The 16,073-nt window shown below is 42.0% G+C and carries 14 protein-coding genes; 7 read left to right on the forward strand and 7 right to left on the reverse strand.

Features of this window, described 5'->3' with window-relative positions:
- From IQ31_RS26670 to dinB, 3 genes are all read right to left on the reverse strand, one after another.
- Positions 1-191 (reverse strand): PD-(D/E)XK nuclease family transposase (locus IQ31_RS26670; RefSeq protein WP_208734393.1); only part of this gene is annotated, 191 nt, incomplete at its 3' end.
- Positions 192-323: 132 nt separating this feature from the next.
- Complete coding sequence (locus IQ31_RS26675) at positions 324-3,260, reverse strand: DNA polymerase III subunit alpha (protein WP_145331351.1); 2,937 nt, start codon at positions 3,258-3,260, stop codon at positions 324-326.
- Positions 3,241-4,422 (reverse strand): DNA polymerase IV, encoded by a 1,182-nt coding sequence (gene dinB, locus IQ31_RS26680; RefSeq protein WP_145331353.1) that lies wholly within the window; start codon positions 4,420-4,422, stop codon positions 3,241-3,243. Before dinB ends, IQ31_RS26675 begins: the two co-directional genes overlap by 20 nt.
- Positions 4,423-4,627: 205 nt before the next feature.
- Here dinB and IQ31_RS26685 point away from each other — a divergent pair, with 205 nt between their 5' ends.
- The gene (locus IQ31_RS26685; protein ID WP_145331355.1) at positions 4,628-4,867 is read left to right on the forward strand and encodes a hypothetical protein; all 240 of its coding nucleotides are present in this window, start codon (positions 4,628-4,630) and stop codon (positions 4,865-4,867) included.
- Between the two features lie 497 nt (positions 4,868-5,364).
- Entirely contained in the window at positions 5,365-6,522 is a 1,158-nt protein-coding gene (locus tag IQ31_RS26690; RefSeq protein ID WP_145331357.1) for a zinc-dependent alcohol dehydrogenase, read from the forward strand.
- A gap of 138 nt (positions 6,523-6,660) precedes the next feature.
- On the opposite strand, the gene IQ31_RS28140 is transcribed toward IQ31_RS26690, so the two are convergent.
- Positions 6,661-6,786: a hypothetical protein gene (locus IQ31_RS28140; RefSeq protein ID WP_280176864.1), complete on the reverse strand. Its 126-nt coding sequence runs from the start codon at positions 6,784-6,786 to the stop codon at positions 6,661-6,663.
- 426 nt (positions 6,787-7,212) lie between these two features.
- On the opposite strand from IQ31_RS28140, the gene IQ31_RS26695 reads away from it, so the two are divergent.
- From IQ31_RS26695 to IQ31_RS26710, 4 genes are read left to right on the forward strand one after another with little or no spacing between them, the layout of a single operon-like run.
- The gene (locus tag IQ31_RS26695) at positions 7,213-8,682 is read left to right on the forward strand and encodes a hybrid sensor histidine kinase/response regulator (protein WP_145331359.1); all 1,470 of its coding nucleotides are present in this window, start codon (positions 7,213-7,215) and stop codon (positions 8,680-8,682) included.
- 8 nt (positions 8,683-8,690) lie between these two features.
- Positions 8,691-12,275, forward strand: a complete 3,585-nt coding sequence (locus IQ31_RS26700) for a response regulator (protein ID WP_145331361.1) — start codon at positions 8,691-8,693, stop codon at positions 12,273-12,275.
- A gap of 7 nt (positions 12,276-12,282) precedes the next feature.
- A complete protein-coding gene (locus tag IQ31_RS26705) occupies positions 12,283-12,654 on the forward strand; it encodes a response regulator (protein WP_145331363.1) in 372 nt (123 codons plus the stop codon).
- A 2-nt stretch (positions 12,655-12,656) separates the two neighbouring features.
- Positions 12,657-13,028: a response regulator gene (locus tag IQ31_RS26710; protein WP_070568401.1), complete on the forward strand. Its 372-nt coding sequence runs from the start codon at positions 12,657-12,659 to the stop codon at positions 13,026-13,028.
- Positions 13,029-13,118: 90 nt separating this feature from the next.
- Here the strand turns inward: IQ31_RS26710 and IQ31_RS26715 are convergent, their stop codons facing one another.
- On the reverse strand, positions 13,119-13,469 hold the full coding sequence (locus tag IQ31_RS26715; RefSeq protein ID WP_145331365.1) for a hypothetical protein: 351 nt from the start codon (positions 13,467-13,469) through the stop codon (positions 13,119-13,121).
- 18 nt (positions 13,470-13,487) lie between these two features.
- Positions 13,488-14,603: a hypothetical protein gene (locus IQ31_RS26720; protein WP_145331367.1), complete on the reverse strand. Its 1,116-nt coding sequence runs from the start codon at positions 14,601-14,603 to the stop codon at positions 13,488-13,490.
- Between the two features lie 629 nt (positions 14,604-15,232).
- Here IQ31_RS26720 and IQ31_RS26725 point away from each other — a divergent pair.
- Complete coding sequence (locus IQ31_RS26725) at positions 15,233-15,451, forward strand: hypothetical protein (protein ID WP_145331369.1); 219 nt, start codon at positions 15,233-15,235, stop codon at positions 15,449-15,451.
- A gap of 130 nt (positions 15,452-15,581) precedes the next feature.
- Here the strand turns inward: IQ31_RS26725 and IQ31_RS26730 are convergent.
- The coding region (locus IQ31_RS26730) for a PD-(D/E)XK nuclease family transposase (protein ID WP_208734394.1) at positions 15,582-16,073 on the reverse strand (492 nt) is incomplete at its 5' end.

Genomic DNA, 16,073 nt, shown 5'->3' on the forward strand with positions numbered 1-16,073 from the left:
GTACCGATATCCTCTGTATCCCCGACATGCTCATTTTTGTTATAATACAGGTCAGCAATAATCTTGCGTCCTCTAAACAGTTCGTTTAAGAAAGCGATCAGAAGATCTTTATTGGTATCTGATCCGAAAACTTTTTTAAATCCATAATCTGTTGTAATATCGATATATTTCGACTGTTTCAACTCACTCATAATACATTGTTTTTAAATTGGTTAACAATGCAAATATAAGTAAAAAAACATTTTAATACTAATATTTTTAGCATAAAAATATTAGTATGTATATGAATTAAAACAAGTTCCCCGATGAAGATCATTTCCGTCCTATTCACTCCTCGGATCGGGTTTTAGCGGCATCTTGCCACAGCGGATCACCTCAACGGAAGGGCAACCGTATTCCAGAACAACTTTGCCTTCAACCAAATAGATTCCTGCCCCACGGAGCGGATATTTGGCTAAGCTTTGCGGGAAATGGACGGTATCAAAAAATCGTCCCTCGGCATCGAGGAAAGTACCAAATTTCATCAGGTCGCCACGCTTGGTCTTCACGAATTTCTCACAAACAAAATCTCCCACCACACGTACTATCTTTCCTTCATGCAAATGGAGTTCCCGAGCGGGCATATCGCCCCGGTAATCGCTTTTGGTAAGATCAAATAGCGTACCCGTTACGCAAAAACCAATCAGCTCCATCTCGTCATAATAATCCTCCAGGATATCTTCTTCCAAGGGTGGCAGTATAGGCTTGCGAGTCTCGGTCTCAAAGAGCGCCATACCTGCTGCGACAGGCTTATGCTTGCTCATCATCAGGTGAGCTGCCCACAGCAATTGCTTTTTCCCCGTCCCCGTAAAGCGCAAGGCACCTACACGAATTAGGATAACGACCTGCTCAATACCCGTCTGTGTCCGTTTGACAAAGTTTTCTAGACTCGTGTACTTACCATTGGTTTCGCGTTCCTCAATAATACGATGGGCCAGTTTACCTTCCAAATTGAGCAGGCAGTCAAAACCCAGATAAATGTCCTTACCCCGAATGGAGGTATTAAAGACCGATTGATTGACACAGGGCAGGCAGATATTGCCCCCTGAAATTCGTGCTTCATTGACATAGACCTTACGATTGTAAAACCCGCCATAATTGTTGAGCACCGCAACCATAAACTCCAAAGGATAGTAGGTCTTGAGGAAAAGACTCTGATAACTCTCTACGGCAAAGGATGCTGAATGCGCCTTGTTAAAGGAATAACCGGCAAAGCTTTCCATCTGCCGCCAGATTTCACGGCTAATCTTTTCGTCGTAGCCCTTCGCCTTACAGTTGGAAAAGAACTTATCCTCAATTTCGATCAGATGGTCTTTGCTACGATATTTGCCCGACATCATCCGTCGGAGCACATCGGCATCGGCCATATCGAGCCCGCCATAGGCATTGGCGATCTTCATCACATCTTCCTGATAGACCATCACGCCGTAGGTCTCTTCGAGCTGCTCCTTAAATACGGGATGCGGATAGACGACTGTCGTGGGGTCATGATGCCGACGGATATACTCGCCCATCATGCCCGAACTGGCCACACCAGGCCGAATAATGGATGAGGCAGCCACCAACGTCAGGTAATCATCGCAGCGCAACTTGGTGAGCAACTGCCGCATAGCCGGGCTCTCGATATAGAAACAGCCGATGGTATTGGCCGATTTTAATTGCGCTGCGATATGGGCATCCTGAAAGAAACGCTTGGGGTTATCGGTATCAATGACCACGCCCAAGTTTTCCCGCACAATGGTACGGCAATCTTTGATATGGCCGATGCCACGTTGCGAAAGGATATCGAACTTTTCAAAACCGATATCTTCGGCCACATACATATCAAATTGCATGGTCGGCAATCCTTTTGGCGGATTGTCCATCGCCGAATAACAGGTCAATGGTTCCTCTGAGATCAGCACGCCGCTGGCATGGATGGTGCGCTGATTGGGAAAATCGGCCATGCGGTTGTAGACGCTCAGAATGGTATTGGTCACCTCATTTTTGTTGAGCATATGCTCGGGCTCGTGCACCAAGCGGTCGATCTCGGCCTTGGGCAGTCCATACACCTTACCCAGCTCGCGCAAGATACTCCGGGAGCGAAAGGTGCTCATGGCCCCCATCAATGCCGTATGTCCTGTCTGATAACGGTTGAAGATATAATCGTACATCTCGTCGCGCTCATTCCAGCTAAAGTCCACATCGAAATCAGGCGGACTCTTGCGCTTGGGATTGAGAAAACGCTCAAAGGGAAGCTTGAGCGCAATGGGGTCAACATCGGTGATCCCTAAGCAGTAAGCAACCGCAGAATTGGCTCCCGAGCCACGGCCTACATAATGAAAATTGCGCCCACGAGCATAGCGGCAGATATCGTCGGTAATAAGGAAATAACTGGAGAAACGCAGGTTTTCGATAATTTCGAGCTCGCGCTGGATGCGTTCGGTTGCGACCCGGTCATTGCGACCATAGCGCCTGGTAAAGCCATCCATGCAGTACTTGTGCAGGAGCTGCTTGTCGTTGTAGCGGTTACCGGTAAAGGTTGCTTTATTCTTGACACTGGTAAAATCAAAGCTGAACGAACACTGGCCTAGTATACGATTGGTGTTGGCCAGCAATTGGGGCAAGTCGCAAAATAAGCGCATCAGCTTCACACGAGGGATAAATACCTCGTCCTCGGCAGCTATCTGCTCATCGCCGAGCTGCGAGATCAGCAAGTTGTTATCAATCGCCCTTAACTGCCGATGTAAGGTATAGTCGGCCTTTCGGAAACTGACTGGTGCGAGTATCACACAGCGATCGAGAACTTTGCGGTCCATCAGCTGGGCCCGTGTACGCTCGCTGGGTCTGATACCGATGTATTCGAAATCCCGCAATGGAAAGCCATTGAGCTTGCTAAAGGGATAGATGACAAAGACCTGCTCAAATTCGGGTGCACGCTCCGCTGTAGCGCGGTTTTCTAGATTGAGTTTGGTGCGGTATTCATTGATCTCACGGAATCCACGCTCATTTTTGGCAATGGCTACAAAACAAAGCTGATCGTCGTTCCGAAACTCCATCCCGGCGAGTAGGTTCAGTCCGGCAGCGCGGCCCAGTTTAATGAAGTCCAGCGAACCCGAACTGTTATTAATATCGGTAAGCACGGCGGTATCATAACCGCCAGCAAGCATGCCCGAGACAAGATCCTGCAGGCTGAGGGTACCAAAACGCAGGCTATAATAGCTATGTAGATTTAAGAGCATGCTCCCCTCCTTTCTCCGGCAGCGGTGCACAGATGGCCTTCATCAGAAATTCGGCCCCATAGCGTTTTCGGATCTTGTCCATGGCCTGCATAAGGTTGACCTCCTCGGCACTGTCGTCAAAGAGATCGGTCTGATAGGAACCATAGATCAGACCAGAGAATTTGATCCCGATAAGCCGTATCAGCATCCTGCGGCTATAGAGCTTCTTGAACAGTGAAAGTACCACATCGGTAAGCTTTCGATCCGAATTGGTATAGCCGATCTGTAGTTGCTGGGTATGGGTATCGAAGTTGCTGTAACGGATCTTGAGGGTGACGCAACTCGTCAGCTTCTGCTCTTTGCGCAGGTCGAAAGCGAGTGTATCGACCATGCTGATCAGCGTGCGACGGAGTACATCCATATCGATAGTATCCTGCTGAAAGGTATTTTCTTTGGACATGGACTTTTGCTCCCGAAAAGGAAGTACGAGGGAATCATCGAGCCCATTGGCTTTACGCCAGATGTTGATCCCGTTTTCCCCGAGGACCTTTTGCATGGTAAACACCTCCATCTGCTGTAGGGTTCCGATTTTGGAAATCCCCATATTTCGGAGCAAGGTAAAGGACTTCTCGCCCACCATGGGAATTTTGCGGATAGATAGTGGTGCGAGGAAACCTTTTTCGGCACCGTTTTGCACCTGCTTTTCACCACAGGGTTTGGCCGTACCGGTGGCAATCTTGGAGACGGTCTTGTTGACCGACAGGCCAAAGCTAATGGGCAATCCAGTCTCTCGGATAATACGCTGGCGGAGTTCCTGTGTCCATTTCCAACAGCCAAAAAAGCGGTCCATACCGGAGACATCAAGGTAATGTTCGTCTATACTGGCTTTTTCGACGATGGGCGTTTCTTCTTCGATAATCTGTGTAACGATACCGGAATAATGACTGTACCGATCGTGATCGCCCCGTACAACCACCGCCTCTGGACACATGCGCAGTGCCAACCGCATTGGCATGGCAGAATGCACCCCAAACTTGCGGGCCTCATAGGAACAAGATGCAACTACCCCACGGTCACTATTTCCTCCTATGAGCACAGGTACTCCGATGAGCTTGCTGTTCTGCAAGCGCTCTACAGATACAAAAAATGTATCGAGATCACAATGTACTATACTCCTCTCCATGTTTTTTCAATTGTATCAAAGGCCCTGTATTGTCGCCTTTGATTTTTGGTAGTTGCTGTATTCAAAATTACTAATATTATTAGCAAACAATCAACAGCGAGAAATGATTTAATTTTTATCACATTCATTGTCAGCGATATAATTTATAGTCGGTCGTTGACTTAAACAAGATCGCGGTTGTGCTGTTTATTACAAAACAGGTCCTATGAACGAAAAGATACTCAGCTATTTGAAGGGTGAAGGATTCACTTACTTATGGCGGAAATCCGGTGCGCATGCCTATAAACCCATGAAAGGAAATCTGGAGCAACTGCTCGCTCGAACCTGCACAACTCCACTTTGGGAGGACGATTTATTGTCAATAGACGATGCGCTATTATTGGTAGGCACGAAACGCGTGCAAGATGATTGGATCGTGCTGGTAAAGCACAAAAGGGGGAAATAAAAAGCCTCCCTTATTAATCGTTAAGGGAGGTAATGCTTATTAGATGCCCGCCTTGGTTACATGTCAACGGGCTTCGGCGGCTTTGAGCTAAAGCAAAAGACCTTACCTAATTACCTTATCATTGCTGTTATTGATTAGCCTTAGTATTGTTGCGAGCGGAAAGAACTCAAAAAAACAATAGAGCAATTCGAAGACTCTTCGACAGAGATTGATTCTAGTGAATTTAAAAATAATATCATTCCGCCATACAACCTATTCTATTTAATCTTCATCACCTTCATTTAATGAATTATTCTTTCACCGTGAACATCACCGAACACCTAATGGTTTGACACATATTGATGTTGCATATACGTTATCTTTTGAGAAAAATACCCTTCATTGAGATGTGAATAGTTGTGTGCTATTATTTTTTGAACCAAAGTTGTTTTGGATGTGTTCCTTTAAAACACAGATTAATAATTGGTTAAATGTACACACATTCTAAAATATAAATTATGAAAGCAGCAGTATTCCATAAGCCCGGCGATATCAGGGTCGATAATGTACCTGACCCAGCTATACTTGACCCAAGAGACGTCATTCTAAAAGTAACCGCGACCGCAATATGTGGCTCCGATCTACATATTCTAAGCGGTGCAGTCCCGCAGAAGGAAAACCTGATCATGGGACACGAATTTATGGGCATCGTAGAGGAAGTGGGCTCAGAAATCACCAATCTAAAAAAAGGCGACCGTGTAGTAGTCCCCTTTCCGATCGCTTGCGGAAAATGTTTTTTCTGTACGCATGAAGCATCTCCTGCCTGCGAGAATTCAAACTTTAAACACTATGGGCCCAACGGGGATTTGATGGATCAAAAAGGTGGTGCACTCTTTGGCTATACTGATCTTTACGGAGGATATTCTGGCGGTCAGGCTGAATATGTACGCGTTCCTTATGCCGATATCAGTCCTCGGATTATTCCCGAACACCTGACTGATGAACAGGCTTTGTTTTTAACAGACATTTTTCCTACCGGATGGTCTGCGATTGATTGGGCAAATCTGAAAGGCGGTGAAACTGTTGCAATCTTTGGTTCGGGTCCTGTCGGCCTGATGGCTCAAAAAGCAGCATGGCTTAATGGTGCTGGTCGAGTTATCGCTATAGACCCACTGGACTATCGATTGGAGAAAGCGAAAGCAGTCAATAACGTTGAAATCCTAAACCCACATAAAGTAGATGTTATTCAGGCAATTCGTGAAATGACTAACGGAAGAGGAGCCGACGTGTGCATAGATGCAGTAGGCTTTGAGCCCGAACGAAATTTTATGGATAAAGTAAAAGCAACGATAAATTTTGAAAAAGGGTCGATAAAAGTATTGGAAATGTGCTTTGAAGCGGTCAGACGAATGGGAACAGTATCGATCATGGGCGTATATGGTTCACCATACGATAATTTCCCACTATTCAGGATTTTTGATAAAGGTATCACCATTAAGCAGGGTCAAGCCCCTGTTCTTAACTATATTGACAAGCTTGTGAACCTCGTCAGCGAAAATAAAGTAGTTCTCGATGATATTATCACCCACACCATTCCGCTTACTGAAGCGGAGCATGGCTATAAAATCTTCAATGAGAAAGAAGACGATTGCGTTAAAGTAGTTTTGAAACCCTAAGATAAATTTACGAGGAAAAATCACGAAAAATGAGCAGGCTTGCTGTAAACATTAAATGATTTTTCCTCGCGGTTTATCGTTCGGTTAATGTGGATAGGCCTTTTCGCAAATCGCTAAAATAGCTTCGCAAGTATTCCTTCAAAAGTTACCAAAATATTTTCTCCATATTTTTGCTGTGCTTTGGTCTACTTTCTCTTCAAGCGTGTAAGCTGTAATCCCCCCTTTAAAATTAACTGCAGCACTTTCGATCTGGGACCACCCCATCTGCAAATATTTTTTGTAAATCAATCATACGCTTTAAGACGATAGTAAATACTATATCAGATAATTAGAGTTTATTTCTATGCATTATTGAAGCTACAATAGTTCATTTATTTTTAAGTATCCTTACCCAACCATTTGCCCTCCAAAAATGTTTTAAAACCGAGTCGAATAAATAATCAAAATATGAACTAATGAGGAAAACATGATCAACAAAAATACGGCAAAGCTAGTTTTGGTAGACTTGTATCGATTTTCTATATTACCCCAATTTATAAACGGCTAAATCTATATTTGCTGCCGGCTTTTATAATTTATCAAAAATTTTCCCTTTAGGACAGAGTTGAATTCGTTGATACAAATAAACTGTGTATATTTAACATTTACTTATACAATCTCAAACTACCGTTAAACATAAATGCAGAAACCATGATTTTAATTGTAGATGACCAAGAAGAAAACATATTTTCGTTAAAGAAGCTCTTAGAATCAAAAAATTTTTTAGTGGATACTGCCCTCTCTGGTGAGGAAGCGCTAAAAAAATCCCTGAAAACCGACTACGTACTCATTATTCTGGATGTCCAGATGCCGGATATGGATGGATTTGAAGTTGCAGCAACCCTACGTGGCCTCAATAAAACAAAAAATATCCCGATAATATTCCTATCGGCAGTCAGCAAGGACAAAAAATTCATTACGCAGGGATATGCTTCCGGTGGTCATGATTACGTCACTAAACCTGTCGATCCGGATATCCTGAATCTGAAAGTCAAAACTTTCTATGATCTCCATGAAAAGACAGTCGCTCTCAATAAAATGCAGGAACAGCTTCTATCTGAAATCGAAGAACGCAAAAAAGCCCAGCGTGCCCTTGAAAAACAGGTTGACCAGCTCCACCTGACACTCGAATCCTTACCGCAGCTGGCTTTCACTGCAAATTTTGATGGGGACATAAAATTTGTCAATTCCCAATGGTACCGATTTGCTCGGTCCGCTGAATCTTTTCCGCCCACACATCCCGATGACGAGGAGATCAAAATGCTATGGACTGACGCTGTGTCACACAGAACGGTTTATGAAAAAGAAGTCCGCATCAAAGAGCTTAGCGCAGAAAATTACAAATATTTTCTTCTTCGCATAGCACCGATACGCGAGCAGGAATCGGGCCCAATTTGGGTGGGAACCCTGACGGACATTGACCACAGAAAACAATTGGAAAAAAAGAAAGACGAATTCTTGAGCATTGCCAGCCACGAACTAAAGACACCTCTGACCAGTATTAAGGGTTATGTGCAATTTATGATGCGCCTGATCGGCTTAAACGACATTTCTTCTATCCAAAAACATCTCCTTACCCTAGATGGACATGTAGATAAGTTACAGGAGCTGATAAAAGACCTGCTCGATATTTCTAAAATTGATAGCGGCCAGCTAAATTTAAGAAAAGAGGATTTTGTAATTGAAAACCTGATTGAAGAGACTATATCCTCAATGAGACAGATGAATGCCGATGTTGATTTTTATTTTCATTACGATCCCAATCTTATCAACCACATGATAAAAGGTGATAAGAGGCGTATAGAGCAAGTCTTGATCAATTTTCTCAGTAATGCGATAAAATATTCAGTCAATAGGCCCTGTATAACAGTAGACATACAATATGAATCTGACTCAGTTAGTGTATTTGTCACCGATTGCGGTATAGGTATCCCGGAAAACAGGCAAAAACACGTGTTTGATAAGTTTTACCGTGTGGAAGAATCGTCCGTAAACTTTCAGGGTCTGGGGATTGGTCTTTATATCTGCGCTGAAATAATTAAGCAGCACAATGGAACTATCGGTGTACGCAGTGCCCCCACAGGAGGATCTACTTTTTATTTTTCTTTACCTTTAAATTGAACCAGGCAATGCCAAAACGTTTTTTAAGAGATCTGCAGATCGGCTTTGGATTTTCACTGGCCCTGTTATTGACCAGTTCGACAGCATCATATCTAAGTATCCGTAATCAGATCCATAATAGTCAAATGGTTGATCACAGTAGACGTGTCATTGCACGCTCGAACAGAATTTTGATCGACCTGCAAAATGCCGAGACTGGACAGCGGGGGTTTCTGCTCACCGGAAGAGAACATTTTCTGGAACCCTATTATAGCAGTTCCCGCTCCCTCCCTCAGTCAATTGCCACCGCCCGTGACCTGGTATCGGACAATCTCCCGCAGCAAAAAATAATAGATAGCATCGGCCAGCTGGTCGAGTCCCGATTGAATAAACTGGCCGGACTGGTTAACATAAAAAAGGCCCGGGGTACGGTGACCTTAGCGGACATGGAGGAGGGCAAGAAATATATGGACAGATGCCGTGCGCTTCTCGCCAGACTTGTGGACAATGAAGAGAAATTGCTCGACAGTAGGTCCGGAAGGCTCAATACGGCATCAACATTGACTTCACTTTTTGTGATCATCGCTGCGATTTTTTCGCTGTTCATTACCATATTTTCTTATATAAGGCTTAGAAGGGACCTGGCGAAACGGGTACAGCTCGAACAAGACCTTAAGAAAAAAGATAGGGAGATCACCCAAAGACTCGTCGCAACACAACGTATTGCGGGACAGATTGCTGCCGGAAACTATTCGGTTAAAATCAATGACCAGGAGCATGATGAACTAGGAAGTTTAGCCGGTTCACTAAACAATATGGCAGATTCGTTAAAACAATCTTTCGATGAACTTAGCGACAATGAATGGCGCCAGACCGGGCTCGCCTTGCTAAACGAAGTTTTAGTCGGCAACAAAGTGAAAGAAGATCTAGTTTCCGATGCATTGCAAATCTTAGTCACTTATGGGGAATGTGCCAACGGCTCCCTTTATATCCTTGAGCATACGCAGCTAGCACTGATAGGAGCCTACGGCCATGAAGATTCGATGCGGCAATTTATCGCACCCGGAGAAGGCGCTGTCGGTCAGGCGTTTGTGGACGGCAAAGTACGGATCATAGAAAATCCATATCCTTCGAAAAATGTGGTCAGTTTTACTGCAGGATATTTACCCCTGCATTCGATCTTATTACTTCCAATTTTTGATGGTCACACCTGCATTGGTGTTATTGAACTTGGTTCTTTCAGGAAATTCAAGGAACCCCAGATGCCCTTTTATAGAGAAGCGGGCCGTCATATTGGTGCAGCGATTGTTGCAGCTCAGGCGCGGCTGAAAGTACAGCAGCTGCTTGAAGAAACGCAATCGCAGACAGAGGAACTTCAGGCACAGCATGCCGAGCTGGAAAATCTCAATGCAAATCTTGAAATCCATACCCAAAAACTCCAGACGTCCGAAGAAGAACTACGCGTACAACAGGAAGAACTGCTGCAAGCCAATAAAGAACTGGAGCAACGCTCTGCAATGCTAGAAGAAAAAAATATACTGATAGCAGACCGAAATCAGGAAATTCAGAAAAAAGCGGAAGAACTGGCGCGGAGCACGAAATATAAGTCAGAATTTTTGGCAAATATGTCACATGAGCTGCGTACACCGCTCAATTCAATTTTGCTTCTATCACGCCTAATGTCGGATAATCCCGAAAAGAACCTGACAACCGAACAGATTGAATCGGCCGAGGTGATCCAATTATCGGGAAAAAACCTATTGACCCTTATCGACGAAATTCTCGATCTTTCAAAAATTGAGTCCGGTAAAATGGAACTCGATTATCAGCAGGTTGCAATTTCGGATCTGACAAAAGACCTGGACAATCTATTTTCTCCGATTATAAGGGAAAAAGCACTCTCATTTACAATAAAATTGGCAGACAACCTGCCAAAGACAATACGTACTGACCGCCAGCGACTGGACCAGATCCTACGGAATCTATTATCGAATGCCATCAAGTTTACGAAAGAGGGACAAGTCACACTTTCCGTCTTCCCAAGCGAGGCACAAGATGGACAGATTGCTTTTGCCGTAACTGACACCGGTATAGGAATTGCACCGGACAAACAGGACGTCATTTTTGAAGCTTTTCAGCAGGCTGACGGATCCACACGGCGTAAATTTGGCGGGACAGGTCTTGGGCTTTCGATCAGCCGTGAACTCTCGCGTCTGTTGGGCGGAGAGATCCGTTTAAGTAGCCAGGAAAAAAAAGGAAGTACCTTTACCCTTTTAATTCCCGAAAATCAGGAAGAAAATACTGTTCCGACAACGGAAGAGCTTATACAGTCCATTGCGGAAAACATCGAAGAAACACAGGACATCATAATGTCCAGTAATCCGCATACCGTTGACATTATCCCGCCGGATGTTGATGATGACCGGAATGATATAAAAGAGGACGATAAAGTGATATTGATCGTGGAAGATGATGTTAATTTTGCTAAAGCGCTGCTTAGGTATACCCGGCAGCAAAAGTATAAAGGGGTAGTTATCGTGCGTGGAGACCAGGCAGCTGATGCAGCGATAAGGTATAAGCCTACGGCGATTTTATTGGATATTCAATTACCTGTAAAAGATGGGTGGCAGGTTATGGCAGAGATTAAAAACAATCCAATTACACGTCCGATTCCAGTCCATGTTATGTCATCTTTTGAAGTTAAACGGGAAAGTCTGCTCCAAGGGGCTATCGATTTTATGGATAAACCTATTGCGCTGGAACAAATGGCGCAGATGTTTATAAAAATTGAGGAAGCACTTGCCCGGAATCCGAAAAAGGTGCTTATTGTAGAGGAAAATTCAAAACATGCAGCAGCACTTGCTAACTTTTTGGAAAGCTATGATATCATTTCTGAAATAAAGACTACCGTTACAGAAAGCGTCGACAGTCTCTATTCTGATAAAGCAGATTGCGTTATACTGGACATGGGCGTTCCGGGCAATATGGGATATGACACATTAGACTCGATACGACAAAAACCCGGTTTAGAAAATATACCTATCATTGTATTCACAGGGAAGAATCTTTCGAAATCTGAAGAGCTAAAATTGAAGCAATATGCCGATTCGATTGTCATCAAAACGGCAAATTCCTACCAGCGAATACTGGACGAAGTTGGACTGTTTTTGCATTTAGTAGGAAACCATCCTGGTGAAGAATGGTCAAAAAAATCGTCTTTAGGAACCATCAGAGAAGTACTGCAAAATAAAAAAGTTCTTATCGTCGATGACGATATACGCACTATTTATTATCTCTCTCAAGCGCTTGAAAGGTATCAGATTAATGTTGTTTCTGCAATGGACGGAAAGGAAGGTCTAGACAAAATTGAAGAACACGATGATATTTCTGCTATTCTTATGGATATGGTGATGCCCGAAATGGATGGGTATGAAACGATTAAAATGATTCGTCAAAATCCCCATTATAGTGAAATACCGATAATTGCCATAACAGCAAAAAACATGATCGGTGACAGGGAAAGGTGTATCATAGCCGGGGCCTCTGATTATATTTCAAAGCCCGTGGATACCGATCAATTGCTTTCATTATTACGTGTATGGTTATACAACTGATTAAAATATGGACAATAAAAAATTGATTCTGATCATCGATGATGAACCTTATAATATTTTTGCCCTAAAATTGGTTCTTAAGTCAAAAGGTTATGCTGTACTAAGCAGTGCTTCCTTAGCAGGAGGGCTTGAAATACTCCATCAGCATAAAAATATCAATATCGTGCTGATGGATATGATGATGCCTGAAATAGATGGATATGAAGGCATTGCCAGGATCAGGGGATCCAGCGAAATATTTAACGATGTTACCATAATTGCGGTTACTGCTCAGGCCATGTCCGGTGACCGGGAAAAATGCCTAAGTGCTGGCGCAGATGGTTATATTTCTAAACCTATAGATATCGACGAACTTATTCCGCTGATCGAAAAATTTTAAGAATGGAAAAGAAGAAAATATTATTGTTTGACGATGACAAACAATTGCTGGAGATGATTTCTATGATATTGGAGAGCTTCGGATATTCAGTAGCTGTGTCCTCTACCTCCCACGACGTGATAGAAAAGGTTACTGAGACAAAGCCTGACTTAATTTTAATGGATAACTGGATACCCTCCATTGGAGGAATTGAAGCGACTCAGTTACTCAAAAACCATCAGGAATTCAAGAGAATACCGGTAATTTATCTTTCCGCGAACAAAGATATAGAAAGCTTGGCTAAACTGGCAGGAGCTGATGACTACCTGGAAAAACCATTCGACATCGTCGATCTGGAGAAGGTGATCAATAAAATGCTAAATTTAAATTATTAAGATCTTTTACTCCCCAAAAGTTTATCAATCTTGGGCACCAATTTTATTATTTTAGGGATTAACGACATACTTGATATTTGCACTAATGCTTTACCTGGTGGACCTAATGATATTTTTGCTATTGAATATTGCACCTGGATAGGCATAATCCTCCGTTTCTGATGAAATGGTTATATTATCAGACTCAACAAAATAGGTATTGCCAAGCCCATTTTGCCAGACGCTGTCTCTAATGATTCCTCCGGCCCGGAGTCTGCTCGAATTTCCTTTCTTAGTCAGGTCAATAATTGGATTTTCGATGATCTTCGTGTTTTGGAAAACTTTTAACAGGGAATCCTCGTTATTTCCGATTTCATTTTTTAGACTCGAGTTGTCTTTTTTACAGGAATAGAATCCCAATACCCCGGCCAGGAGTACAAGACTTAATTGACTACTTTTCATTTTAGTTTATATTATGTATTAAAATTTTATTTCTTTTGTAAACTGAAGGGTTTTGAAAGTTTCATCATTTAAATTGGATGACTCTAATTTATATAAAGCGGGAACTCCTATATGGGGATATTCGTAAGTCTTTGTTTCTGGGGAGCGAATTGCCAAGGCTAGATAAGCATCTATTTTTTCTACGGTGCTAGGCGCATTTCGTATCAGATCTAAATCCGAAGATTGATAGCCAATAAGGTAAAAATAAGCTCGTTGTTTGTTTAAAAGATTCTTATCGTCAGCACTTAAACTCTGCGGGTCTAAAGATAATTTAGAGATGATAGGCTTAATTTTTTCAGGGCCATCCACGACCATATAAGCACTTTTTCCATATTCTATTTCTGCTACCCTGACAATGTTGCCTCCAGTTAAATTCGCCGTAGGGAATAGTTTCTTGAAATCTTTTTCCTCTGCATGTGATTTGATATTAAATGTCGGTTTATAACTATAGTATAGCCAGCCCGTATTTTCCATCCTATTATAACGTGAATCAGGGATGGCGAACTTCGATTTTATATCCACATCTCCGCTAAAAACAAGACGTAGATTCTCAAATTGCTTAAAATGATAAATATAATCCTGATGGCCATAGTAATTTACCGGGCCCTTGTCAACAAACTTATCTTTTATAAATTGATCTAGATCCTGTCTGCTCGCAATTTTTTGATACGCGACGGGATTTGAATTATAACGATTAAATCGCACATAAGGAATATAGGAGGCAGACTGCGATTGATACTGGGTCAAATTAAATTCTGGAAAATCGTTTAAGGAAACAAATACATTAAAATAAGGTTGTTTTAAATAATTTTCAGAATCATACGAAAAAGCATAATCTGCTGCCTTCTTAAGCCTAAGTCCGATAATTTCGTTCTTTTTTTCATTCCATAATGTATCGGATATCCAACGATTACTAAGCGCTGCCATTCTTTCAAAATCATAAACACTATAGTCTATCTTCTTACCTGTACTATCGACGATAGGTGGCTTAACTGGCATTGGACTTTTACTGCAAGATGCTGATCCTAAAACTATAAAACATGCCGCAGCAATTCTGGTATTTACAATAACCTTATTCGATATGATCTTTATCATTAATTTTAAAATTAAAAATCAAGCAAGTCAGCTTGCTATTATTTGAATACGTTTTCTTCTATCAAGCATTCTATTGAAAAGGAAGAACATATTTTAAAAAAAATACTAAAAACCACTATTACATACAGAAACTTGATTCACAAATTTAATTATAATTTTCTTTCAATGAAATGAAATATTCAATCCTACACTTTTGTGTAATAAATCTTTAAATAAAAAAAGGTTTATGTTAATTTTTTAAATATTCTATAACAAAAAGTTAACACAAAGCTGAAAACAGCTAATATATTGTTGACGAGGAAACCATATATGTATTCTATCTAACAATGAAAAATCATCAACTTTATTTGCAAGTAACCTGTGCAATAATAGAACACGCCAATACAATACCGATCTGCCAACGATCAGCTTCGATGAGGTGTATGTAGGCGGTATGTGGGAGATACCGAAAAGTGTGAGGTTTGAAATACAAAATCCCACGGATATAATATATTCTTTTTAAATTGTAGAGGAAATCGCTAAAAACAATGAAATCAGTTTTCACCTTTAATACTGGAGACTAGGCTGCTCTTGAAATTGGCAATATAGAAAAGACTGTCACACTCAACATTTCCTTTTTTCACGATTCGTTGAAGGAATTGGCACAATCTGCCATTGAATTAAGAACTAAAGTTGACAAATCAGTTGTTTTTATGGATGAACCTGGTGAGCATAAACTTATTCTGAAAAAAAATGGCACCAGTATTTCCTATGAACTCCGATGGTATAAAGATTGGGCTAGTTGGAACCTCATAAGTGAAGATAATTTTGAGACCATACTTTCGGGAACTGCTACCCTGCCGAAATAGGTCTACTATTAATTGTCCGTCTTTCCTAAATTCTTCGAGTTGCTAGGAGTGTCCTGTCCAAGGTTCTGCAACCAGTGGTGTCCGCTTGGCATCCTTAGTGACTTGCCCTTTGTAGGACAAGCGTAGACTATCAACCATGGCCGTATTTAGCTATCTCAGCCTGGACCTCATTTACAAATTCTACAGTGACGTTCGCTAATTCGGCTATCTCCGATATCGAACACTTATTCGAAGACAAAAGATTTTTTATTATTTCCGCCTTTCCTTCGGCTTTTCCGATAACTTCTCCTTCAGCTTTTCCCTCTGCTCTTCCTTCTGCTTTTCCCTCAGCCATTGCTTTTTCGCGCGCTCGTTTCAATTGCTCCTCCTGACTACTTCGGATACTCTCGGCATCCCATTTATTCCTTAAACTTACGTTGTACATCTCTCGTTCCTCCGGTTTTAGTTTGCTATACTCTGCTAACTGAAATAACTTCTCAAAAATAGGCTTACGCAAATAAGTGGAAAGTCCATTTAGCGAAGACATATTTTTGAGTACATAAAGCCAACGATCTAAATCATTAACTAACTCTGCCTCAGCTTTAACAAAGTTAACCAATTCCACATATATAAAGCCTAGATC

It is taken from the genome of Sphingobacterium siyangense (genome assembly GCF_007830445.1).
Classification (GTDB): Bacteria; Bacteroidota; Bacteroidia; order Sphingobacteriales; family Sphingobacteriaceae; genus Sphingobacterium; species Sphingobacterium siyangense.